Annotated in this window: 24 protein-coding genes; 7 read left to right on the forward strand and 17 right to left on the reverse strand. The window is 26.7% G+C overall.

Annotated elements, in window-relative coordinates; translation table 11 throughout:
• Window positions 1-14: 14 nt before the first annotated feature.
• The 4 genes from AVBRAN12637_RS03860 to nhaD all read right to left on the reverse strand — a co-directional run bounded on the left by AVBRAN12637_RS03860 (window position 15) and on the right by nhaD (window position 4320).
• Window positions 15-620 (reverse strand): hypothetical protein, encoded by a 606-nt coding sequence (locus AVBRAN12637_RS03860; RefSeq protein ID WP_336615349.1) that lies wholly within the window; start codon window positions 618-620, stop codon window positions 15-17.
• 33 nt (window positions 621-653) lie between these two features.
• A complete protein-coding gene (locus tag AVBRAN12637_RS03865; protein ID WP_336615350.1) occupies window positions 654-1277 on the reverse strand; it encodes a hypothetical protein in 624 nt (207 codons plus the stop codon).
• Between the two features lie 199 nt (window positions 1278-1476).
• The gene (guaA, locus tag AVBRAN12637_RS03870; protein ID WP_214117549.1) at window positions 1477-3012 is read right to left on the reverse strand and encodes a glutamine-hydrolyzing GMP synthase; all 1536 of its coding nucleotides are present in this window, start codon (window positions 3010-3012) and stop codon (window positions 1477-1479) included.
• A gap of 12 nt (window positions 3013-3024) precedes the next feature.
• Window positions 3025-4320 (reverse strand): sodium:proton antiporter NhaD, encoded by a 1296-nt coding sequence (nhaD, locus tag AVBRAN12637_RS03875; RefSeq protein ID WP_214117550.1) that lies wholly within the window; start codon window positions 4318-4320, stop codon window positions 3025-3027.
• A 147-nt stretch (window positions 4321-4467) separates the two neighbouring features.
• Between nhaD and AVBRAN12637_RS03880 the strand changes: the two genes are divergently transcribed.
• From AVBRAN12637_RS03880 to AVBRAN12637_RS03910, 7 genes are read left to right on the forward strand one after another with little or no spacing between them, the layout of a single operon-like run.
• A complete protein-coding gene (locus AVBRAN12637_RS03880) occupies window positions 4468-4995 on the forward strand; it encodes a hypothetical protein (protein ID WP_214117551.1) in 528 nt (175 codons plus the stop codon).
• Window positions 4964-6736, forward strand: coding sequence for an excinuclease ABC subunit UvrC (uvrC, locus tag AVBRAN12637_RS03885; RefSeq protein WP_336615351.1), 1773 nt, complete (start codon window positions 4964-4966; stop codon window positions 6734-6736). Before AVBRAN12637_RS03880 ends, uvrC begins: the two co-directional genes overlap by 32 nt.
• A gap of 51 nt (window positions 6737-6787) precedes the next feature.
• A complete protein-coding gene (locus AVBRAN12637_RS03890; RefSeq protein WP_214117553.1) occupies window positions 6788-7951 on the forward strand; it encodes a hypothetical protein in 1164 nt (387 codons plus the stop codon).
• Window positions 7948-9117 carry an ABC transporter permease gene (locus AVBRAN12637_RS03895; protein WP_214120632.1) on the forward strand — a complete coding sequence of 390 codons (1170 nt, stop codon included), beginning with the start codon at window positions 7948-7950 and terminating at the stop codon, window positions 9115-9117. Before AVBRAN12637_RS03890 ends, AVBRAN12637_RS03895 begins: the two co-directional genes overlap by 4 nt.
• A gap of 14 nt (window positions 9118-9131) precedes the next feature.
• Window positions 9132-9521, forward strand: a complete 390-nt coding sequence (locus AVBRAN12637_RS03900) for a hypothetical protein (protein ID WP_214117555.1) — start codon at window positions 9132-9134, stop codon at window positions 9519-9521.
• Complete coding sequence (locus AVBRAN12637_RS03905) at window positions 9508-10794, forward strand: ATP-dependent DNA helicase (RefSeq protein WP_214117556.1); 1287 nt, start codon at window positions 9508-9510, stop codon at window positions 10792-10794. The genes AVBRAN12637_RS03900 and AVBRAN12637_RS03905 overlap by 14 nt, the downstream gene beginning before the upstream one ends.
• Window positions 10791-11162, forward strand: coding sequence for a flagellar basal body-associated FliL family protein (locus AVBRAN12637_RS03910; protein ID WP_214117557.1), 372 nt, complete (start codon window positions 10791-10793; stop codon window positions 11160-11162). Before AVBRAN12637_RS03905 ends, AVBRAN12637_RS03910 begins: the two co-directional genes overlap by 4 nt.
• A 48-nt stretch (window positions 11163-11210) precedes the next feature.
• On the opposite strand, the gene AVBRAN12637_RS03915 is transcribed toward AVBRAN12637_RS03910, so the two are convergent.
• From AVBRAN12637_RS03915 to AVBRAN12637_RS03975, 13 genes are read right to left on the reverse strand one after another with little or no spacing between them, the layout of a single operon-like run.
• On the reverse strand, window positions 11211-11648 hold the full coding sequence (locus tag AVBRAN12637_RS03915) for a hypothetical protein (RefSeq protein WP_336612482.1): 438 nt from the start codon (window positions 11646-11648) through the stop codon (window positions 11211-11213).
• A 60-nt stretch (window positions 11649-11708) separates the two neighbouring features.
• Complete coding sequence (gene queC, locus AVBRAN12637_RS03920) at window positions 11709-12371, reverse strand: 7-cyano-7-deazaguanine synthase QueC (RefSeq protein ID WP_336615352.1); 663 nt, start codon at window positions 12369-12371, stop codon at window positions 11709-11711.
• Complete coding sequence (locus AVBRAN12637_RS03925) at window positions 12368-13534, reverse strand: pyridoxal phosphate-dependent aminotransferase (RefSeq protein WP_214149962.1); 1167 nt, start codon at window positions 13532-13534, stop codon at window positions 12368-12370. The genes queC and AVBRAN12637_RS03925 overlap by 4 nt, the downstream gene beginning before the upstream one ends.
• Window positions 13535-13545: 11 nt before the next feature.
• On the reverse strand, window positions 13546-15366 hold the full coding sequence (gene speA / locus AVBRAN12637_RS03930) for a biosynthetic arginine decarboxylase (protein ID WP_214117561.1): 1821 nt from the start codon (window positions 15364-15366) through the stop codon (window positions 13546-13548).
• Entirely contained in the window at window positions 15363-16607 is a 1245-nt protein-coding gene (gene hisS / locus AVBRAN12637_RS03935; RefSeq protein WP_336615353.1) for a histidine--tRNA ligase, read from the reverse strand. The genes speA and hisS overlap by 4 nt, the downstream gene beginning before the upstream one ends.
• Window positions 16591-17175 carry a dTMP kinase gene (tmk, locus tag AVBRAN12637_RS03940; RefSeq protein ID WP_214117563.1) on the reverse strand — a complete coding sequence of 195 codons (585 nt, stop codon included), beginning with the start codon at window positions 17173-17175 and terminating at the stop codon, window positions 16591-16593. Before tmk ends, hisS begins: the two co-directional genes overlap by 17 nt.
• The gene (gene coaD, locus AVBRAN12637_RS03945) at window positions 17172-17633 is read right to left on the reverse strand and encodes a pantetheine-phosphate adenylyltransferase (protein WP_214120471.1); all 462 of its coding nucleotides are present in this window, start codon (window positions 17631-17633) and stop codon (window positions 17172-17174) included. The genes tmk and coaD overlap by 4 nt, the downstream gene beginning before the upstream one ends.
• Entirely contained in the window at window positions 17630-18172 is a 543-nt protein-coding gene (locus AVBRAN12637_RS03950) for a UbiX family flavin prenyltransferase (protein ID WP_336613963.1), read from the reverse strand. The genes coaD and AVBRAN12637_RS03950 overlap by 4 nt, the downstream gene beginning before the upstream one ends.
• Window positions 18169-18777, reverse strand: coding sequence for a flagellar basal body P-ring formation chaperone FlgA (gene flgA / locus AVBRAN12637_RS03955; RefSeq protein ID WP_336607146.1), 609 nt, complete (start codon window positions 18775-18777; stop codon window positions 18169-18171). The genes AVBRAN12637_RS03950 and flgA overlap by 4 nt, the downstream gene beginning before the upstream one ends.
• Window positions 18761-19927, reverse strand: a complete 1167-nt coding sequence (locus AVBRAN12637_RS03960) for a molybdopterin molybdotransferase MoeA (protein WP_336613965.1) — start codon at window positions 19925-19927, stop codon at window positions 18761-18763. Before AVBRAN12637_RS03960 ends, flgA begins: the two co-directional genes overlap by 17 nt.
• Window positions 19924-21177: a UDP-N-acetylglucosamine 1-carboxyvinyltransferase gene (gene murA / locus AVBRAN12637_RS03965; RefSeq protein ID WP_336615354.1), complete on the reverse strand. Its 1254-nt coding sequence runs from the start codon at window positions 21175-21177 to the stop codon at window positions 19924-19926. The genes AVBRAN12637_RS03960 and murA overlap by 4 nt, the downstream gene beginning before the upstream one ends.
• Window positions 21174-21923: an SDR family NAD(P)-dependent oxidoreductase gene (locus AVBRAN12637_RS03970; RefSeq protein WP_214117569.1), complete on the reverse strand. Its 750-nt coding sequence runs from the start codon at window positions 21921-21923 to the stop codon at window positions 21174-21176. The genes murA and AVBRAN12637_RS03970 overlap by 4 nt, the downstream gene beginning before the upstream one ends.
• The gene (locus tag AVBRAN12637_RS03975; protein ID WP_336607148.1) at window positions 21920-22972 is read right to left on the reverse strand and encodes an ankyrin repeat domain-containing protein; all 1053 of its coding nucleotides are present in this window, start codon (window positions 22970-22972) and stop codon (window positions 21920-21922) included. Before AVBRAN12637_RS03975 ends, AVBRAN12637_RS03970 begins: the two co-directional genes overlap by 4 nt.
• Window positions 22973-23030 lie beyond the last annotated feature (58 nt).

The following is a 23030-nucleotide window of genomic DNA, read 5'->3' on the forward strand; positions in this document are numbered from 1 at the left end:
ATTCTCGCATTATATTATTTTAGTTTTGAAATAATTTTATTGTAAATATAATTTATTGCAAGAGCTAAATACATATAAAACAAATTAATATTTAAAATAACTTCTTCTGAAAATATTTTATAAAATTGTTGATAATAAGTAATAAAAATAGCAATAGTTAAAAAAAATAAATAAATTGTCTTAACTCTAAAAAAATAACACACAATATGTATTATTAAAGATATAACTAATAAGCTAAAACTAGGAAAAATATTATAAAAAAGATACAATAATGCAACAATAAAAATCAAACTTATATACGCATATTCAATATTGATTTTATGTGAAATTTTATTTTTAAAACTAGCAAAAAACCACATATAAGGCAGTAATAAAAAATGAATAATTGTAAAAATTATGTTGAAAAATATATAGCTATCATTTGAGTTATGTGAAAATGCTTTAGTTAAAAGTCCTAAATCAACAGAATAATAAAGTGATAAATAAAACAAGAATAATAAAAATCTATAAATACTAATCTTCAAATAAGAAAATGGAAAAAACATAGCTTTAAAATAATCAAAATCTATTAAAGCTTTATCCTTGCTATTTAAATTAATAATAACCCAAGATATTAGCATATTAATATAGTTTTTAATTACTTTCCTTTTTTATTAAAATAAATCTTGTATATATTCTATTCCAAGAAATGGCTCGTATCTTATTACAATATCTTTCATTACAATACCATTGTCTGTTTCATTACTAACGAATGTTATATCATAATATTGACCTTTTATAATCTTCTTGCAAGAATAAACATTATTTTTAAATTTAATTTGTTTAAATCCACTATCCTCAAAATATTTTTTAGTATTATCTCTTATTTTTGTATTAACATAATCAAATAAATCTAAATCATTTTTTATCACATAGATATATCCGCCTTTCTTTCCATCTGTAAAATATCCTTTATTAGAACTTATAATCATTTTTATTAATTCATTTGGTTCTTTTATATGTGTTATATAAAATTGTGAAATTATTAGCAAAGTTGATAAAGTAATAAAAATATATAAAACTTTTTTAGAAGGTTTATAATCTCTTATAATCATTGATGTTAACAAATAAAGAAAAGCAAAAACTATCGTGCAAAGCAATAATATATCATTACAAACATTGATATAAATTAAAGATACAAGATGTATAAAAAAAATTATAAATAAAGCAAGAAAAATATTTTTCAAAATACCTATGATAAGTTTTAAAATATTAAAAATTTTACCAATACATTTCATAGTTTTACCTTTTTTGCTTGAATAGTATTTAAAATACATAAAATACAATTAAAATTCTAATTTTTATTAATATAATTTATTTTATATTAAAATCTTCTCATTAAAAAGCTTGATATTTTTATAAAAGGATTTAAATGTTTTTAAAAGAGTTTTATTAACCCTAGCTTAGGTATTAATTAAGCTAGAGTTATTTGGAATTTTATTCCCATTCTATAGTTGCAGGTGGCTTACTAGAAATATCATAAACTACTCTATTAATTCCATTAACTTCGTTTATAATTCTTCTACTTACATTCTCTAATAATTCATAAGGTAAATGAGAAAATGTAGCTGTCATACCATCACTTGCATCAACTGCTCTTAAAGCTATTGCATTATCATAGGTTCTATTATCACCCATTACTCCAACGCTTCTTACATTTAACAATACGCAAAATGCTTGCCAAGTTTTATCATAATAACCATTTGCTTTAAGTTCTTGAATAAAAATATCATCAGCTTCTTTTAAGATATTTAGGCTTTCTTCATTTACTTCACCCATAATTCTAATTGCAAGTCCTGGACCTGGGAAAGGATGGCGATATACTAAGTCTTTAGTAAGACCTAATTCAAGTCCAAGCAATCTTACTTCGTCTTTAAATATTTCTTTTAAAGGTTCAACTAATTTTAAATTCATCTTTTCAGGTAAGCCACCTACATTGTGATGGCTCTTAATTGTTTTTGAGCTACCTACAACGCTACTTTCAATAATATCAGTATATAAAGTGCCTTGAGCTAAAAATTCAACACCTTCTTGTTTTTTTGCAAAATCTTCAAATATTTCAATGAAGGTATTTCCGATAATTTTACGCTTAGTTTCTGGGTCTGTTACACCTTTTAATTTCTTTAAGAAAATTTCTCTTGCATCAATTGTATTTAATTCTATTCCAAATTTTAATTTAAGCATACTTTCTACTTGCTCTTTTTCATTTTTTCTAAGCAATCCAGTATCAACAAAAACTAAAATAGTTTGTTCTTTAATAGCACTAGCAAGCAATGCAGCCACAACGCTACTATCTACACCACCACTAATTGCACAAAGAACCTTTTTATCTCCAACTTGCTCTTTAATTTTTTCAATTTGTGTCTTAGCAAATGAACCCATATTCCAAACGCTTTCGCAATTGCAAACATATTTTGCAAAGTTTTTAAGAATATTTTTACCAAATTCACTATGTTGAACTTCAGGATGAAATTGTAAGGCATACATTTTTTTCTCATCATTACCATATACGCAAAATGGACTATTATCACTAACAGCAATAGTTTTAAATCCTGCTGGTAAATTCTCAACCTTATCAGAATGGCTCATCCAAACCACTTGAGATTTAGGTAAGTTTTTAAATAAACAACTATCTTCTTGAATGCTAATTTTAGCTTTACCATATTCTTTATGTCCTGCAGGTGCAACAACTGCTCCAAAATGATGAGCCATTAACTGCATTCCATAACAAATCCCTAAAATCGGCAAACCTAAATCAAAAATTTCTTTATCGCAAAAATAAGCATCATTTGCATAAACACTAGCAGGACCACCACTTAAAATAATACCTTTAGGCTCATAATTTTTAATATCATTCGCACTAATATTAAATGGTAAAATAAGTGTATAAACTCCTTGCTCTCTAAGTCTTCTAGCAATAAGTTGGGTATATTGCGACCCAAAGTCAAGCACTAAAATATCTGCTTTTTCCATTAATTTCCTTTCCTAATATAAATCAAAATATTCAAATTGTAACCACCAAACAATAACACTTAGAACATAACCTAATAAAACAGTCCAAGCATATTTCATATGAGAGCCAAAGGTATAAATTCCACGCATTTTTCCCATTACTCCAACCCCAGCAGCAGAACCAAAACTAATTAATGAGCCACCTATTCCAGCTGTTAAGGTTACTAAAAGCCAATCATCTATATTCATATTTGGATTTGCTTTTAAAACTGCACTCATTACAGGCACATTATCAACTACTGCACTTAAAAATCCAACTCCAATATTTGTGCTCATAACTCCAGCAAAATCATATAATCTTGAAGCATAAGCTAGCCAACCTGCAAAATGAAGTGCTCCAACAGCGGCTAAAATACCGAAGAAAAACAACAATGTATCCATTTCAATTTTAGTCATATATGAAAATATATTTATATCTTTTTTACCACGAGCGACATTAAATCTATAAGTATAAAGACTTAAAAGTGATAAGCCAAACATCATTCCCCACATAGCAGGTAAGCCAAATAATGAGTGCATTAAAACTGCACTAAAAATCGTTAAAGCACCTAAGAAAATAATGATTTTTCCACCATCTTTTATACGCTCAACTTTTAAAGATTTTTCATCAAAATTAGGTTTTACATTTGGAACGAATTTGCTTAATAAAAACGCAGTAAGCCACCAACCAAGGAAACTAGCAGGAAATAATGCGAAAAAGTCTATAAAAGGACTTTTACCAGCAGTCCAAACCATAAGAGTTGTAATATCTCCAAAAGGACTCCAAGCTCCACCTGCATTTGCAGCTACAACTATATTTATAGCACCAGGAACTAAAAATTCCTTTTTTTGATTGTCAATTGTAAGTAAAACGGTTGAAAGAATTAAAGCTGTAGTTAAATTATCAGCAACAGGAGATATGAAAAATGCTAAAAGCCCAGTTAGCCAAAATAATTTTCTATAAGTATATCCCTTTGTTACAAGCTTATATTTTAAGGTATTAAACACATTACGCTCAATTAAAGCTTCAATATAAGTCATAGCAACCATTAAGAAAAACACTATTTCAGCAATCTCTTCTATTAAATCCTTTACTTCATGCTCTAATGGCTCTGTGCTTTTTCCATTTAGACACAAATAAAGCCCTAAAATAATAAACATTAAAGTTCCAATAAATATTGCAGGTTTTGTTTTATTTATATGATATTTATCTTCAGCTGCGATAAAATAGTAACCGATGATAAATATCACTAAACATAAAATTCCCGCCCATGAAAATGTAATTTCCATAAAAGCTCCTTTTAAAAAAATGATAGATATTATTTACTCTAATTCAACAAAGGGTAATTTTTGCGTTTGCGTTGACTTGTTATTATAATAACTTGGGTCGCTTTTATACCCACAAGCAGAAAACAACAAGGCAGCAAGTAAAACAATATGGTGGAATTTAAAAACATTGAAAATATTCATAATATTCTTTCTTCTCATAATAAAAACCTTTTATTTTTAAAGATTAATAAGCAATTAAAATTATTTATTTTAAGTATGCCACCTGACCTTAAATATAAATTAACTCAAAAAGGTGTAGTTTGTGATGTATTTAAAAAATATAATAAAAATTGCTTTAGAATTAGAGTTTATCATCCGACTTTAGCACAAGATTTAAGAAATGATTCAACTATAAAAACATTAAAAGAACATATTAAAATATATAAAAGAATTAATCCAAAAGACGCTGCTATTTTAAATCTATTTGAAGAGGAAATTATAATTAATTCTAATGCTATTTTAAAAGCATATATTGATTATGAAAAATCAAAACAACCAAAAATATTTTTAAAAGACTTAATGTGTGAGAATTTTCAAAATCTAGCGATATATGAAGAACAAAAAATATTAATAAATAATCTAAAAGAAAGTATCAAAAAAACAAATGCAAAAATCAAATCTCTTAGACAAAATTAAATCATTACCAAATTCTTCTGGAGTTTATAGATATTATCATAATAATACCTTGCTTTATGTAGGTAAAGCAAAAGATTTAAAAAAAAGAGTTAAAAGCTATTTTGCCTTTACTCCAAGCCTTAGAGCAAATCCTAAAAACTCTCCTAGAATTATAAAATTAATTGAAGAAGCAAATAATTTAGAATATACCGCTACAAATAGTGAATTAGACGCACTGATTTTAGAAAATTCATTAATTAAACAAATGCGACCAAAATATAATATTTTATTAAGAGATGATAAGACTTATCCATATATTTGCTGTGATTTAAAAGAAGCTTATCCAAGATTTGAGATAACTAGAAAGGTTAAAAAAGACCCACTGACTAAATATTATGGGCCTTATGCTAGTGGGGCTAAGGATTTGTTAGAAGCATTGTATTTATGTTATCCATTAAGACAAATGAAAAGCTGTAAAAAAAGATGTATATTTTATGATATGTCAAGATGTTTAGCTCCTTGTGAGTTTAGCGTTAAAGATGAATATGAAAATATCTTAAAACAAGCCTTACAAGCCCTTAAAAATCCAAAACAAATGCTACAAATTTTAAATGAAAAAATGTTTAGATATGCTGATAATGAAAACTACGAAGAAGCGGCAAAAATAAGAGATATGATAAATCATATAAAGAATTTAAATCAAGAAATTGAAGTGGATTTAGCAAAAGATGTTAGTTTTGATGTATTTGCAATAACCAATAATAATGAATTTTTATCAAGCACTAGATTAGTGATAAATCACGGAAAAGTAATAAGCGTAATAAATGAAAAAATATCTAATAAAGAAGGTGATTTTTTAACCCAATTAATACTAGCAAACTATAAAGAAGGAATAATTCCAAACAATATTTATATAGAAAATCACAATGAAAATATAGAACTCTTAGAAGAATACTTAAGCAATCTTGCAAATCATAAAGTAAATATAAAAATCGCAAAAACTTTAGAGATAAAAAAACTAATTCAATTAGCTAAAAACAATGCTTTAATAAATCTTGAAAAGACTGAAAATAATATAGCAAATAAACTAAAAAGCTTTTTTAATCTTAGCAATACTCCTTATAATATTGAAGTATTTGATAATTCACATTTTCAAGGTCAAGCAATAATCGGAGCTTTAATTAGTTATGATGTGTTTTCTAATAGTTTTAATAAAAATAATTATAAAAGATTTAACCTTACTAGCAATAATGATTATGAACAAATGAGAGAAATGCTTACTAGAAGGATAAATTCTTTTGATAAATCAGCCTGTCCTGATTTATGGATTATAGATGGTGGAAAGGCTTTATTAGATTTAGCAAACGAGCTTTTAGCTCAAAATGAAATCAATTTAGATGTAATTGCAATTTCTAAAGAAAAATTAAATCATTTAGCACATAGAGCAAAAGGTGCTGCTAGGGATAAAATACATTTTAAGGATAAGGAATTTAATCTTAAAACAAGTGATGAAATATTGCAATTTATTCAAAAACTAAGAGATGAAGCTCATAGATTTGCAATTACTTGCCATCAAAACGCAAAAAGAAAGCAAGATATAAAATCATCAAAATTAGAGCAAATTGGAATTTCAAAAGCTAGTATCGTAAAATTATTAAAATACTTTGAAAATTATGAAAATATATACAATGCAAGTTATGATGAAATAGCAAAAGTGACAAATAAAAATGTAGCAACGAAAATTAGCCAAATTATTAAGTAATCATTTAATTTAATAGACATAATTATGCTCTAAATTATATAAAGGATTGTTGTGTTCCCAAGCTTGTTTAATATATTATTATGTGCTATTTTAATAGCAAGTTTATTTATAGAAAACCTATTAAATCAAACAATTTTTACAATTATTCTAGCAATAATTTTGATATTTAATGCTGTTAGTTTTATGGCTGCATTAATTAGAAAAAAAAGTGCTAACCAAAAAATAAATATTTTAAAAGAAATTTTAAAAAGTTTAGGTGCTAATAGCGATAACTTAGATTTGAATAAGAATTTAAGATTAATCGTTGATGAGGTTGGTAAAATCAAACAAAAAATGATGGCTTTGCAAAATCACAACGAATTTTTACATAAGCATTTAATTGATAATGCTAAACAATTAAAGAATATAAATGCCGTGTTATCTTATACAAATGATAAGAATTTAAATCAAATTAAAGAATTAATAGAAAAGCATAATGAAGATAATATTCAAAATATATACTCTTTAACAAAAACTACAATTACATACGAAACTAATTACGATAATTTTGATAATGAGTTAAATCCTAATTTTGAAGGTGCAAAAATAGCTATTTTAAATAATGATTTATTAGAAAACTTTTTACTAGAAACATTACTAAATCAATACGGAATTAGTGTTGATTTTTATACAAAAATTAATGATTTTTCAAATTATGCCTGCGTTATAGCCGATGAAAATTTTAATTATAAAGAAAAAAATACAATTATCTTAAGTGAAAATTGCAATAAAGATAGTTTTTTAAAAAGACCTTTTAATAAAAATAAATTAAAAAATATTTTAGTAACAATGCTAAATGATTATAAGAGTGATATGAATACAACAAATTATCAAAACGATGTATTAATATTGCTTAGTTCTGATATGCAAAGTGATTATTTATATCATATCGCAAATAAACACGCAAAATTGAATAAAAAAGTAGATAGTATAAGTTCATTTAAAGATGAACTAAAAAATAATTATAAAATCATTGCCATTGGATATGAGGCTATTTTATTTGATTATGAAAGTTTAGTTAGCAATATTAATCAAGTAAAAAGCGAAAATCCAAATACTTTTATAATGTTATTTTTAGGCAATAAACACGCTAAAAAGAATTTAGATTTTGCAGATTTGATTATTAAAGATGCTACAGAAACACAAATTGCAGAAGTAATGAAGAAATATTTATGATTAGATACTTGCTTTTTAAATACCTAAGATTTGATAAATCAATGCCATTTATTATGATTACTAAGCTACTTGCTTTTATCGGAGTAGCTTTAGGAGTTTGTGTTTTAATAATAACTATGGCAGTAATGAATGGAATGAATAAAAGCTTTATTGATAAATTACTTACTATGAATTATCCAATTACTTTATATCCTAAAACCACATTAATTGATGAAGAATTAATAAATGAATTAAGTAAAAATTATAAAATTAGTCCTTTTATTCAAACACAAGCCGCTATTAAATATGGTAATGAAATGAGAGGTGCTATAATTTTTGGGATTGATTTTGAAAAAGAAAAAGAAGTAAATAAAATTTTTAAAGATTATTATTTAAATTCTAATTTGAAATTCCCTGCAATTTTAGGCAATTTACTAGCTTCAAGATTAGAAGTTAATAAAGAAGATAAAATACATATAATTTTTACAAATCTTAATGCAAATGCTTTTAGTATTACACCTAATATAAAAAGTTTTTATGTAAATAATACTTTTCATTCAGGTCTAAATGCTTATGATTCATCATATGTATATGTAGATATTAAAGATTTACAAAAGGTATTAAAAAATAATGACATAACAGGCATTCACATAGATACTGCAAATCCTAAAGAAGAAATTAAAAAATTAAATGAAAAATACAAAAATAATTATTTTTTAGTTGGCTGGTGGGAACAAAACGGCAATATTTTAAGTGCAATTGATTTAGAAAAAAAAGCATTATTTTTTATTTTAATGATGATAGTAATTATTGCTAGTTTAAATATAATTACTTCTTTATTTATGATAGTTTTAAATAGAAGAAATGAAATAGCCCTACTTTTAGCGTTAGGAACAAGCAAAAGCGAAATACAAAAATCATTTTTTACCATTGGTTGTTTTATAGGATTTGTTGGAATTATTTTTGGTTGTTTATTAGGATTTTTTGGACTTTGGTTTTTAGATACTTTTGATATTATTTCTTTACCAGCTGATGTTTATGGTAGTTCAAAACTACCTATTAACTTAAGTATAAGTGATTTTTGCTTTATTATTTTAGGTGCTAGTTTAATAGTAGTGTTATCATCACTTTATCCAGCATATAAAGCAAGTAAAATTGATGTATTAAAAACTTTAAGAAATGAATAAAAAGGAGTTGTGTTATGCAAATGTTTAAAAAAGAAGATATGAGAAAAGTTGTAGAATTTTTTACTGCTAATATTTATAGGTATTTTTATGATATAGATTTTGAATTTTGTCTTACTTATATCAAAAGCCCTGATGAAGAGCATAGAAAAGTAATTGCTAGTATTTTAAGAAAAACTGATTGTGTATTTGAACTAGATAGTGGAATAATAATATTATTTTCTGGAACAAGTAAAGAAAAAACACAAATAATAAGTAATGAAATATATGATTTTTTAAATACTAAAGCAAGAGATTGTGTAGCTTTTTATCCTTATGATGGAGATAATTTTGATGATTTAATGTTAAGATTAAATAATCTTACTACTAAAAACTATAAAGTAAATATCTTAGATGAATCAAATTAAACATATCATTGATTTATTAAAGCAAGGAAGAAATGTATTTTTAACAGGTGGTGCAGGAGTTGGAAAATCCTACACCATAGAAAAAATAATAAAAAGTGAAGCTTTTAAAACCATAGTCTTAGCAAGCACTGCACTTGCTGCTATTAATATTGGTGGAGACACCGTTCATAGGTTTTTTAAATTACGCCTAGCTAAAAACATTAATGAGCTAAAAACAAGTAAAGATGATTTAATGGCTTTAAATAAGTCTTTATCAAATATAGATTTAATAATAATTGATGAAATTTCAATGATTAGTAGTGATGTTTTTGATATGATTTATTCAAGGCTTTTTGGTTATAGCAATATAAAATTACTAATAGTTGGAGATTTTTATCAACTCGAACCTGTAAAATCCGATGGAAATTATGCTTTTTGCTCTAAATACTGGAATGAATGTAATTTTAAGGTGATTGAGTTAATTACCCAGCACAGAATGGAAGATAAGGAATTTTATGAAAATCTAAGAAGTATTAGGATTGGCAATATAACTAATACTTGCATAGAGTATTTTAAAAAGTATAAAATTCAAGATGATATAAATAATTATGATGATTATACAATTATTTGTGGCACCAATGAAGAAGCAAAGAATATAAATAATGCTAAACTTAAAAAAATTGATGATGAAGAATATGTTTTTAACTCAAGTATTAAAAAAAATACAGAATTAAACGAAGAACAAGAAAAAGAATTTAAACAATGGCTAAAAGCTCAACCAATTGAAGAAGAATTTATTTTTAAAATTGGAGCTAAAGTTATTTTTACTTATAATTCTGATAATTATTATAATGGAATGCAAGGAGAAATAATTGCGTGGGATAAAAGTGAGCAGGAACTAAAGATTAAATCTAATAGAATGATTTATTCAGTTTACCCTAAAGAATTTTTATACTTTAATGACCCTGAAATAGCAGCTAGCTATAGGGTTAATCCTAATTTAGTTGATACCAAGCCTGATGCTATATTAAAAGCATTCCCACTAAAATTATCATATGCTATTACTATACATAAAAGTCAAGGAATGAGTATTGATAAGTTAATTTGCAAATGCGATAGGATTTTTGCACAAGGTCAGCTATATGTTGCATTATCAAGAAGTTCAAATCCTAATAATTTTAAAATTATTTTTAATGGAAGTGATAAATCGTATGAGAATTTGTTTAGACTAAAGGCAAAGACAAATCAAGTGGTAAAGACATTTTATCAATTTTGCGATAAGGAACAATTATGAAAAAAATAATGCTAATATTTTTTAGTATTTTTGCATTTGCAAATAGTATAGAAATTAATAATTTTGAGACCGATTTGTATTCAAAATCAAACGGGCTTAAAAAAATTACTTTAAGTTTAAAAATCATAGGAGATAATGTTAATAACGAAAATGATTATATACAAGATAGTATTAATATGGTGATTTCTAGCTATTATTACGAAGATTTATTTACAGAACTTGGTAAGGAAAATCTCAAAAAAACCATAATAAAATACGCAGGTAAAAAATACTCTGTAAATATTGATGATATATTAATCATAAATCTAAAAAGCAAAGATAGTGCAGAAGCGATAAAAGAGATATTAAAAGACGCAAATTTAATATAAAAATTAATAAATAAGTTCATAAATTTTAGAACTTATTTAAAATTATTATCATAAATTATTAGCTAAATCTTTATCTTGAGAGTATTTAATATAACCCAAAACAAAAGCTAAAATAATTATTAAAATTACGAAAAATAAAATATTTAAAAAAGAATTTAAAAAAACAATAGGAAATTTAATAAATAAAAAGCTCATATAATTAGTAAAAAAAGCTTCGTAAAAATCCACACATAAAAAATACAATAAAATAGCTGGCAATAAGCCTATTTTAAACATAGAAAAAATCTGATTTTTATTTTGTATATTTTTATATTCTATTTTTAAAAATTGTTGATAGGCTAGTTTGATTAAATACATAAACACAAATGATAAAAGAATTTGAATTGAAACATTTGAAGCAATATAATCAGACAAATATTTAAAAAACATCAAAAAAGATATATAAGAAATGATATATCCATCAATCTTAGAAATAACCTTTAGCATAATTTTTCCTTTTAATAGAATTTAAAATAAGAATTTTAAATTCTTATTTTAAATCTTATCTTACTGATATTTTATCAAATCATTAAACCCAGCTTCGCTAAATCCTTTTAGTCTTAATTGGCAAGATTCACATTTACCACAAGCTAAATCATTACTATCATAACAACTATAACTAAGCTCTAAAGGTGCTTTTAGGCTCATTCCAAGTTTTACTATATCTGATTTTTTTAGCTTGATTAAAGGAGTAATTATTTTAATATCTTCTCCACTACCTTCTTTTATAAACGAAGCGGTTTTTTCAACGAAATCTAAAGTAGTATCAGGATAATTGCTAGAATCCTCACTAACTAAACCCGTATAAATCGCACTAGCATTAAATCTTTGTGCAACAGCAGCAGCAATACTATAAAAAATCCCATTTCTAAAAGGCACATAAGTATTTGGCAATTCACCATTTTTACCTAATTCATCTTTTGGAATTTCTAAACTCATATCAGTTAAACTAGAGCCGCCAATTTGTTTGAAAAAATCCATATCCACAACTAATTTTTCTATATTATAAAACTTGCAAATTTCATTAAAAGCTTGCAATTCTCTTTGCTCTGTTCTTTGACTATAATTAAAATGAAGGGCTATTACTTTATAGCCTTCATTTATAGCACAAGCAGTGCTAACGCAGCTATCTAGCCCTCCACTTAAAATACTTATAGCGATTTTACTCACTTATATTCCTTTACAAATTCTGCGATTTTTTCTATACCTTCTATGATATTTTCCATTGAAGTTGCATAAGAAATTCTAAAATACCCACTCATGCCAAATCCACTTCCTGGCACACAAGCTACTTTTTTATCATCTAAAAGCTTAGCACAAAACTCAACATCATCAGGATTAATACTAGAACAATCAATAAATAAATAAAACGCCCCGCTAGGTTTTACGCTTAATTTAAGCCCATTAATGCTATTAATCATTTCACAAGCTTTATCTCTTCTTTTTTTGAATTCTTTTTTCATCATCTCAATATCTTTATCAATCTCTCCAACTAAAGCAGGAACTGCAGCAGCTTGAGTTATACTACAAATATTACTTGTGCATTGACCTTGAAGATTTTTCATTAATTTATTTAATTCTTTATTTTTACTAGCACTATAACCAAATCTATATCCTGGCATTGCAGCACATTTGCTAAGTCCATTTATTGTAACCGTGCGTTTTAGTGCATCTTCGCTTAAACTTGCAAACGCTACAAATTCTCCATCATAAACTAATTTTTCATACATTTCATCAGCTAATACAACAATACTAGTGCCTTCTAAAACTTTAGCTAATGCCATTAATTCATCTTTTGAATATAAAGCTCCACTAGGATTACTAGGATTATTCAATATTAATATTTTCGTTTTAGGTGTAATTGCAGCTTTTAATTCATCAGCACTGATTTTAAAATCTTTTTTAGGAGTTACAATCACAGGAACTCCACCCGAATACTTAACTTGCTCTGGATAAGTTACCCAATAAGGAGCTGGGATTATTACTTCATCACCATCACAAACAAGTGCTTGAATTGCATTAAATAAACTATGTTTAGCTCCAACATTTGCTATTACTTCACTTGTCTCATAATCTAAATTATGGTCTTTTTTAAGCTTAGTGCAAATTGCTTTTAAAACTTCAGTAGTTCCAGATACTGGAGTGTATTTTCCGCATCCATCATTTATCGCTTTAATAGCTGCATTTTTTACAACTTGCGGAGTATCAAAGTCAGGCTCTCCTGCACTAAAACTAATAACTCTTACACCTTGCTCTTTTAGTAATTTTGCCTTAGCTGTAATTGCTAAAGTTATTGATTCTTCTAAACCTTTAATTTTTTCTGAAAATTGCATATTCTCTCCTTTTAAATTTTCTTTAAATATCCATTATCGTGCATAAATATGAAAAGCTCACCTAAAATATGTTTTTTAGTTTTTTCATTTATTAATTCCGAAGAATTTATTTTATCTTGAATTTTTTCATCAATTTCACGAATATCGTAGTCTAAATCTTCTAAAATATCCCTAATTGATTGACTTTCAATAATGCTTTCAATCTCATAACCTTTATCATCAATATCAATACTAACTTGAGTTGGATGGGTAAATAAATTATGCTTCATTCCTAATACTTCTTGATAAGCACCAACTAAGAAAAATCCTAAGAAATAATCTTCTTGCTCTACATCAACATCGTGTAAAAATAAAGGGCGCTTAGCAGCATCAAACGATATTTCTCCATCACTATCACAAGTTATATCCCAAATACTAGCTGATCTTGTTGGTTGAGTATCTAATCTATCAAGTGGCATTATAGGAAATTCTTGCCCTAAGCCCCAAAAATCTGGCAAACTTTGAAACATTGAAAAATTGACCAAATATCTTTCTTGAACTTCTTTTTGAGTTCTTAATAAATGTTTTGGACTTAGCATAGAAACTGCTTTTTTACCTATTAGATGAACCAATATTTCGGCATTTGAGCGGTCTTGTAAATCTACATATCCTAAGTCAAATAAGGTTAAAATACTATCTAAATGGTCATAACTATCGTGCATATATTCTACTGCATTGCTTGGCTTTATATTTTTGTATAAATCGCATAATTCATCTATTAATTGCGGGTTTTTTTCTTTTAACTGCATTTTGCTTTCTGAATATTCTTGAGAAAATAGTTCAAGAACAGGTGCTACTAATACTGCGTGAGAACCGCTTACAAAACGACCACTTTCTATATAAATATTTGGCTCTATTTCTTGTTTTTGTGCTGCTAGAGTTTTTAGAATAAATACAATATCATTTGCATATTCACTTAAAGTATAGTTTCTTTGAGAAGTCTTTTGAAATTGTGAATACTCAATTGCTAAACCACCACCAATATCAATATTTTCAAGGTTATTTGCACCCATTTTGCGTAATTCAAAATAAATATTTCCTGCTTCGCTTAAAGCTTTTTTTAAAGGATGTATTTCATTAATTTGTGAGCCTATATGAAAATGTATCATAGTAAAACAATCTAATAAATCATTTTCTTTTAAAAGCCCTACTGCTTCTATTAATTCAGTTGATGTTAGACCAAATTTTGAATTAATCCCACCACTTTTAGCCCAAGTGCCACTACCTAAAGAATGCAGCCTTACTCTAAGACCGATTTTTGGTTTTATCCCAAAACGCTCTTTTGCTGTTTTGATAATTACTTCAAGCTCATTAATACCTTCAATAGTTAAAGTTATATTATGCCCCATTTCAGCAGCAATAAAGCCCATTGTTATTAGTTCTTTATCTTTAAAACCATTAACAGTTATTGGAGCATTTTCATTGTTATAAGCCATAGCTAATAATAATTCTCCTTTACTACCAGCTTCAAGACCATAATTTAGATTTTTACCAAGCTTAACAAGACTTTTTACAAAACCAGGAAATTGATTGACTTTTAGTGGATAAACAGCATTAAAACTACCACGATAATCAAATTCTTTAATGGCATTATTAAAATTTATATAGATTTGTTCTATTTGTTTTTTAATCAAATGATTAAATCTTAAAATTATAGGACCTTTATATCCATCATCTAAAAGAGTATTTACTATATCAATAATGGCAGGTTCGCTTCCGTATTTTAAACATACCTTGCCATTTTTAATGATAAAATTATCATCTCCCCAAATATCTATGCCATAATCATTCATAAAATTTCCTTTAATTCATCGTATTTTATACTTTTTTGTTCGCCACTTTCTAAATCTTTAAAAAATACTTCATTTTTACTAGCTTCATCACTACCAATTGCAATAAAGTATTTATAGTTTTGTTTATTTGCTATATTTAAATGTTTTGCTAATTTTTTTGCTTCGTAATTTAGATTAATTGTTTTTCCGTTTTCTCTTAAATTATCAACTAATTTATAAGCAATTGGCAATAATTCTTCATCTAATATACAAAAATAAGTATTTTGTAATTTTTGCTCTATATTTTTACTTTTTAAAATATCCATAACACGCTCAACACCCATAGCAAATCCAACGCCATAGCTTTTAGCTCCGCCTAAATACTCAACCAAATAATCATATCTTCCACCACCAGCTATTGCAGCCTTTGCACCTATTTCGCTACTTTCAAACTCAAATGCTGTTTTTGAATAATAATCAAGCCCGCGAACCAATCTTTCATCAATTACAAAACTAATCTCATTATCTTTTAAAATCTCTTGTAATTTAATAAAATCAGCCCTACTCTCATCATCTAAAAACTCACTTAATTTAGGAGCGTTTGTTAAGTGTTTAGCACATTCATCATTTTTACAATCTAATACTCTAATAACATTAGTTTGTGTTCTTTTAGCACAATCAGCACAGAATTTAAAACCAGAACTATTTTCAATGTTTGCAATATATTCTCTTAATGCTTTTCTATAGTTTTGAAGGCATTCAGGCGAGCCTAAAGAATTGATTTTTAAAGTATAATTAATATCAAGTTTTTTAAAGATTTTAGCAAGTATCATAATCACACTAGCGTCTTCATAAACATTAGCTATATTAAAACACTCTAAGCCAAATTGATGAAATTCTCTATAACGACCTCTTTGTGGTTTTTCATAGCGAAACATTGAGCCGTGATAAAACCATCTTTTAACAACTCCAGCTTTATCCATCTTATGTTCAATAAAAGCTCTTACAACCCCAGCAGTTCCTTCAGGTCTAAGACATACACTATCCCCGCTTTTATCTAAAAACTCATACATTTCTTTACCAACTATATCGCTACTTTCTCCTACGCTTCTTTTAAAAAGCGGAGTAACTTCTAAATGTGGCACTTCAATATAGCTATAACCATAAGTTTTTGCTACTTCTTCACAAGTTTTTATAATCTTTTCGTAAATTAACGCATCATCATCTAATAAATCATTCATTCCTTTAATTGCATGTATCATTTATATACTCCTTAATCATTGTATTTATTTTATCTATACTAAGACTTGCATCTATTGTAAAAACTTTTAAATTTAAAGCCTTAAAAATCGCTTCATAATTTTCTTGAACTTTTAAAAAATATTCTACGCCTTTTTGCTCTATTTTATCAAGGCTTTTATTATTTAATCTACTTTCTAATAATTCCTTACTGCCTTTAAAAAATATTATATGATTAGGTAAAACATTATTAGTTGCAAATAAATTAAAATCCAATAATTGTTTGTAATCACTATCAACTTCATAAGCTAAATGAGAAAACAAGCTCCTATCAGCTATAATAAATTCTTTAGTAAAATCAATTTTTGAAAATAATTCAGCCCTATCAGCTAAAAATAAAAACATTCTAGCCTTTTTACTCATTTCTTCATTTAAAATCAATTCTCTTAATTTTATTCCTAAAGTAGTTTCACCGGGTTCTTTTACAAAAATCGGCTGGAATTTAAAATAAGAATTTGGTAATTCTTGTAAAAGCTTAATTTGAGTGCTTTTGCCTAGAGTGTCAATTCCTTCAAAAGCGTAATAATTCATTTTAAATCCTTTAAAATACTAGATGGAACTAATTTTGAAATATCTCCACCATGAGCTTTAATGCTTCTTACAATTGAGCTTGAAATAAAGGCATTTTTAAGGCTTGGCATTAAATAAATAGTGTCTATCTCTTCGTTTAATTCAGCATTTGCATAGTGCATTTGTAACTCATATTCAAAATCACTCACAGCCCTTAAACCCCTTACAATAGTATATATTTTTTGCTCTTTTGCAAAATCTACTAATAAATTGTCAAACCCTATTACTTCTACATTTAATCCACTTGTTGCATTTTTTACTAAATTAATCCTAGTTTCTAAATCATAATCAGGCTTTTTTTTATCATTTTTAGCAACTGCTATTATTAATTTATCAAAAATTTTTAAAGCCCTTTTTATTACATCTAAATGCCCATTTGTTATCGGATCAAATGTGCCTGGATAAATTGCTTTTTTCATTCGCTTTTCCATCTTTTAAATTTTTTATATTCAACTCCAAGCAAATCACACCATTTACCTATTACAAATTCTTTAAAAGAACTCTTAGAATATTTAGCGTAAATTGCAGGGGCTATTATACAGCCTAATTTATTTAATTTTAAAATATTTTTAAGCATTAATTCATTTAATGGCATTTCTCTTGGAGCTATTATGATTTTTCTATTTTCTTTAAGATTTACGGCAAAACTTCTTAGAATTAAAGTATCACTAAAACCATAACTAGCCTTTGCTAAAAAATCACTACTAGCATAATAAAACGCCGCATCAAGCTTAAAGCTTCCACTTGATACAGGTGCAGCTAAATCATCATTTTTTAAAAGAGTAATATTTGTATTTTTAATGTATTTTTTTATTTTTTTATTATTTTCTTCTTTTAAAACCTTTAAAGCACCTTTACTAAGGATTAAATACACTTCATTTTCTTTGCTTAATACCTTAGCTAATTTTAAAGCCAAATTAACTCCACTAGCTCCATTAATCGCTACTAAAAATCTCATTTTATTAAGACCTGTTTTTCATTAATTATTTCGCCAGTTAGATTGTGTCCTTGAGTGTTTTTAAGGCGAATTCTTTGACCTTTTACTCCACTTTGCAAGGCTATTAAATCAACAAACACACTCAAATCTCCATCATCTAAAATACCAACTACACTATCATCTTTATTAATTAAATAATTTGGCATTAGCATAGAGGTTTTTATAATACTACCTGCTCTTACTTTGCTTTTAAACTTAATACTATTATCAAGTGTTCTTAAAGCATTATAAGGTAATTTTGAAAAATCAATTTTTTCACTTTTTAAATCAAATAGCCCTATTTCTTCATCCTTTAAGACATCTTTTTTTAAAATATAAACCTTAGTAAGAGCTTGTAATTTAAAAGATATTTGCATATCTTTATCATTGCAATTTGCTTTAAAAAATCCTTGTTTGCTAAGATTTGGATATGTAATAATTTTGCAATTATTAATATTAGGATTAAAACTAAGACTTTTTATTTCTAAAAACTCATCTTGTTTTTTCCAATGTTTTAATAATTCATCGCTTAAATTATTAGCAAACAAAACCCCACTTAATACAAATAAACTAAATACTTTGTTCATAAACTCTTACTTTATCGTTTTGCTTAATATCACAATCAATAGGACAAATTATGTAATGAGTGCATTTATTTAATGGAGTAATTTGTCCGCTACTAAGTTTTGCATTATTAAATGGAACAAAAGTATCATTTATAATATTTCCAATAACTACATTTTCTTTATTATTTTTAATCTTTAAATCCATTGATATAGGATATAAAAAACTTGGCTTTTCATATATAATTCCTTGCATTTTATAAATTAAAGCTCTTGCATAAATTAAAGCCCCAATATAAGCGCTCATAGGATTACCCGGTAAAACCAAAATATATTTATTATCTTTAAAATATAAGCTAACAGGACCTGCAGGTTTCATTTTTACCTTAGTAAAAATAGGCTTAAAACCTAGTTCATCTAAAGCTTTTTTGATAAAGTCAGCATCACCTACACTTGCAGCTCCGATACTTACAACTAAATCAAAATTATCTAAAGCACCTTTTAAAGAATTTAAAACAAACTCATATTCATCTTTTAAAACTCCTAAATAATAAGGTTTAGAAAAACTCTTAAAAGCAGAATAAATTCCATAAGCATTAGAATTATAAACACCAAATCCATTTGAATAAGGCTCAATAATCTCAAGACCACTTGCAAAAATACCAACTTTTATTTCTTTAATAACTTCAATATTAAAAACTCCATTACTAGCTAAAATCATAATAATTTCATCAGTAATTACGCCTTTTTTGATAATTAATTCGCCTTTTTTGTATTCTTCGCCTTCATATCTTATAGCTTCACCTACTTTTAAATTATCACTTGTAGCATACATTAAATCATCTTTAATAATAGAGTTTTCAACCATTAAAACACTATCAGCACCCTTTGGCACTCTTGCACCTGTCATAATCTTTACACATTCGCCACTTTTAATCTCGCATTCACTCATATCTCCTGCAAAAATAGTCTTTAAAACTTTAAGACCATTTTTAAACTCACTAGCCTTTAAAGCATAGCCATCCATTGCAGAATTTGTAAATAAAGGAGCATTGCATTTAGCATAAAAATCATTCGCTAAAACTCTTCCTTTTGCATCAAATAAATTAACAATTTCGGTGCTTTGAGTGTGATTAAGTGATTTTATATTTTCTAATGCTTCATTAATTGTCATTCTTCTTCCTTTAATTCAACTAATTTCGCACCTAATTTACTTAATTTCTCACACAAATTCTCATATCCACGCTCTAAATGATAAATTCTATGAATATTAGTAGTCCCATTTGCAGCAAGTGCAGCTAAAATTAATGCAGAACTAGCCCTTAAATCAGTTGCCATCACTTCAGCACCTTGCAAATTAGAAGTCTTAACATTGGCAATATGTCCATTTAGCTTGATATTTGCACCCATACGATTTAGCTCACTTACATGCATAAAACGATTTTCAAATAATCTTTCATCAATAATACTTTCTCCATTTGCCTTAAGACATAAAGCCATAAATTGAGCTTGCATATCAGTAGGAAAGCCTGGATATTCGCTAGTTTTAATATTTGCCGCTTTATAATCGCTTGAATATACTTTAATACTATTTTTTAAAGTTTCGTATTTAATCCCCATTTCATCAAATTTTGATAATAATGCACCCAAATGCTCTGGAATTATATTTTTAACTTCTATATTTGATTTTGTAATAGCACCTGCACAAAGATATGTTCCTGCTTCAATTCTATCAGGAATAATTTCGCAAGTAAAATCAGTATTTAATTTGGTTACTCCTGTGATTTCAATAGTATTTGTCCCAATACCTTTTATATTAACACCTGCTTTTACTAAAAACTCGCATAAATTAACGATTTCAGGCTCACAAGCTGCATTTATTATAGTAGTTACACCTTTAGCATAAACTGCTGCTAAAATTGTATTTTCAGTAGCACCAACAGAAATTTTATCAAAATGTATTTTAGCTCCTGCTAACTCTCCACTAGCTTTTACATAGCCATCAACTAATTCAATATTAGCACCCATTTTCTCTAAAGCACTTAAGTGCATATCAATTGGGCGTTGTCCTATAGCACAGCCACCTGGTAAAGATACTTCGCAAATTTTAAATCTACTAAGCAAAGGTCCTAAAACCAATATGCTAGCACGCATTTTGCGAACAATATCATAAAGTGCTTTTGTATTAAATACATTACTTGAATCAATTGTAACGCTATGATTATTTAGTTCATATGTAGCTCCTAAATTCTCAAGCAATCTTAACATAGTCTTAATATCTGATACTAAAGGAAGATTTGTTAAAGTGCATTTTCCTTTAATAAGTAAAGCAGCAGCAAGTAATGGCAAAGCTGCGTTTTTAGCTCCACTAATTTCTACGCTACCACTTAATTTTGCATTTCCTTCTATTTTTAAATATTTCATTCATTATCCTTTTGTATGTGAAAACCTGCCCAAGTTTGAGTAACAGGCATTAATTCTATTCTATTTATATTTACATGGTCTTTTAAATTAATAATACTAATAACTGCATCAGCAATATCTTCTGCATCAAGGTATTTTGTATTTTCATAAACTTTATCAGCTGCAATTTTATCGCCTTTAAAACGCACTTCGCTAAATTCTGTCTTACATAATCCTGGTGCAATATCAGTAATTTTTATATTATTTTTTCTTACATCATTTCTTAATGCGTGGCTAAATTGACCCACAAAAGCTTTAGTTCCTGCATATACATTACCACCAAAATAAGGATTATTAGCAGCAACTGAACCAAAATTAAATATGTGTCCGCCGTTTTCAAGCATTCTTGGTAAAATCAAATGAGTTACATATAAAAGCCCTTTTATATTAGTATCAACCATAGTTTCAATATCTGCTAAATCTAATTTATAAAACTCTCCTAAACCTAATGCTAATCCTGCTGAATTAACTAAAACATCAATTTTATTAAAATCATTAGGCAAATTATTTACAACATTTTTTAAAGCATTTATATCTCTTACATCAGCTTCTGCTATATATACATTATTTTTAAATTCATTTTCAAATTCTAATAATTTTTCCTTGCGTCTTGCAAGAACTACTACTTTATAATTATTCTTTAAAAGTCTTTTAGCAATCGCTTTTCCAAAACCACTACTAGCACCTGTTACAAACGCTGTTTTCATTGTTCTTTCTCCTTTAATCCTAATTTTTTTAAATACTCAATATTTTCTTTATTGTTATAAATCATCGCATAATCTAGTGCATTTAATCCAAAATTATCGCTTATCGTATAATCAGCCTTATTTTCTATAAGCAATTTTAAGGTATTTAAATTCGCTAAAGACGCTGCGTGTATTACTAAAGTCTTTGCAGGATGAATGTAAGAGCAAAAAGAAATATAATAAGGAAGATTTGTTTTTAGCTCTTCTTCACTATCAATTTGTTGTAAATTAAGATTAGCCCCATATTTCATAAGTAATTTTATAGTTTTAATATCGCTGATTTCAACTGCATAAAAAATCGCACTTTTACCAAGAGCATTTACATAATTAACATTAGCTTTGTTTTCTAATAAATATTCTAATGCTTCATAATAATCAAGTGCATAAAAAATCGCACTCTCATAACCTGAATTAATATTTGTATTATTTTTAGCTAAAAACTCTATTATTTTCATATCTTTTTTAGCTAATAAAGCTATTTTTAATAAAAAATCTAACTGATAATAATTTGGGCTAATTTCGTTAAGATATGCAATGCTATCTTCTGGATTTTCTATCTTTAAAAATTCAATATAAATATCATCAAGCTTAATAAATTTATTAATAGAGCCAAAAGCTCTCATTCCTAGCCTTTGAGTGAAATTCTCACAAGATTTTTGATAATTTTTAGAAGAAAGCTTTATAAAATGCTCCTTGTTATTGCTACAAAAATTATTTATTTCATTATTAAACTCATCAAATAATCTTTTATTGCCAATGCTTTGATAAGCCCAATATTGAAAATAATCATAATATTTATCATAATCTTTTATAGGATTTTGATAAATATTTTTATCATTATAAGCTTTATTTAGCTCATCTATATAATTATTTAAATTTACAAAATAATCATGTCCGTTACACTCAACATTTCTTCCGCTAATTGTCTCGGCTAATTTAAATAACTTTTCATCACTTAATTCCTTTGAAAAAACAAAAGCACTAATTAATAAAAATACAATCTTTTTCAATACAAATCCTGATAATTTAATAGCCCTAACTTTAACATTTTTAAATAATTATTTGGTA

Source organism: Campylobacter sp. RM12637, assembly GCF_020137645.1.
Classification (GTDB): domain Bacteria; phylum Campylobacterota; class Campylobacteria; order Campylobacterales; family Campylobacteraceae; genus Campylobacter_E.

What these genes read in the sequence shown, in the direction of transcription:
- AVBRAN12637_RS03925 (WP_214149962.1), bottom strand. Translation starts at nt 13,534, where the DNA reads ATGCAATTTTCAGAAAAAATTAAAGGTTTAGAAGAATCAATAACTTTA.
- flgA (WP_336607146.1), bottom strand. Translation starts at nt 18,777, where the DNA reads ATGAACAAAGTATTTAGTTTATTTGTATTAAGTGGGGTTTTGTTTGCT.
- AVBRAN12637_RS03900 (WP_214117555.1), top strand. Translation starts at nt 9,132, where the DNA reads ATGCAAATGTTTAAAAAAGAAGATATGAGAAAAGTTGTAGAATTTTTT.
- AVBRAN12637_RS03865 (WP_336615350.1), bottom strand. Translation starts at nt 1,277, where the DNA reads ATGAAATGTATTGGTAAAATTTTTAATATTTTAAAACTTATCATAGGT.
- tmk (WP_214117563.1), bottom strand. Translation starts at nt 17,175, where the DNA reads ATGAATTATTACGCTTTTGAAGGAATTGACACTCTAGGCAAAAGCACT.
- AVBRAN12637_RS03880 (WP_214117551.1), top strand. Translation starts at nt 4,468, where the DNA reads ATGGTGGAATTTAAAAACATTGAAAATATTCATAATATTCTTTCTTCT.
- AVBRAN12637_RS03910 (WP_214117557.1), top strand. Translation starts at nt 10,791, where the DNA reads ATGAAAAAAATAATGCTAATATTTTTTAGTATTTTTGCATTTGCAAAT.
- coaD (WP_214120471.1), bottom strand. Translation starts at nt 17,633, where the DNA reads ATGAAAAAAGCAATTTATCCAGGCACATTTGATCCGATAACAAATGGG.
- speA (WP_214117561.1), bottom strand. Translation starts at nt 15,366, where the DNA reads ATGAATGATTATGGCATAGATATTTGGGGAGATGATAATTTTATCATT.
- hisS (WP_336615353.1), bottom strand. Translation starts at nt 16,607, where the DNA reads ATGATACATGCAATTAAAGGAATGAATGATTTATTAGATGATGATGCG.
- guaA (WP_214117549.1), bottom strand. Translation starts at nt 3,012, where the DNA reads ATGGAAAAAGCAGATATTTTAGTGCTTGACTTTGGGTCGCAATATACC.
- AVBRAN12637_RS03960 (WP_336613965.1), bottom strand. Translation starts at nt 19,927, where the DNA reads ATGACAATTAATGAAGCATTAGAAAATATAAAATCACTTAATCACACT.
- murA (WP_336615354.1), bottom strand. Translation starts at nt 21,177, where the DNA reads ATGAAATATTTAAAAATAGAAGGAAATGCAAAATTAAGTGGTAGCGTA.
- AVBRAN12637_RS03895 (WP_214120632.1), top strand. Translation starts at nt 7,948, where the DNA reads ATGATTAGATACTTGCTTTTTAAATACCTAAGATTTGATAAATCAATG.
- uvrC (WP_336615351.1), top strand. Translation starts at nt 4,964, where the DNA reads ATGCAAAAATCAAATCTCTTAGACAAAATTAAATCATTACCAAATTCT.
- AVBRAN12637_RS03860 (WP_336615349.1), bottom strand. Translation starts at nt 620, where the DNA reads ATGCTAATATCTTGGGTTATTATTAATTTAAATAGCAAGGATAAAGCT.
- AVBRAN12637_RS03970 (WP_214117569.1), bottom strand. Translation starts at nt 21,923, where the DNA reads ATGAAAACAGCGTTTGTAACAGGTGCTAGTAGTGGTTTTGGAAAAGCG.
- AVBRAN12637_RS03915 (WP_336612482.1), bottom strand. Translation starts at nt 11,648, where the DNA reads ATGCTAAAGGTTATTTCTAAGATTGATGGATATATCATTTCTTATATA.
- AVBRAN12637_RS03950 (WP_336613963.1), bottom strand. Translation starts at nt 18,172, where the DNA reads ATGAGATTTTTAGTAGCGATTAATGGAGCTAGTGGAGTTAATTTGGCT.
- AVBRAN12637_RS03905 (WP_214117556.1), top strand. Translation starts at nt 9,508, where the DNA reads ATGAATCAAATTAAACATATCATTGATTTATTAAAGCAAGGAAGAAAT.
- nhaD (WP_214117550.1), bottom strand. Translation starts at nt 4,320, where the DNA reads ATGGAAATTACATTTTCATGGGCGGGAATTTTATGTTTAGTGATATTT.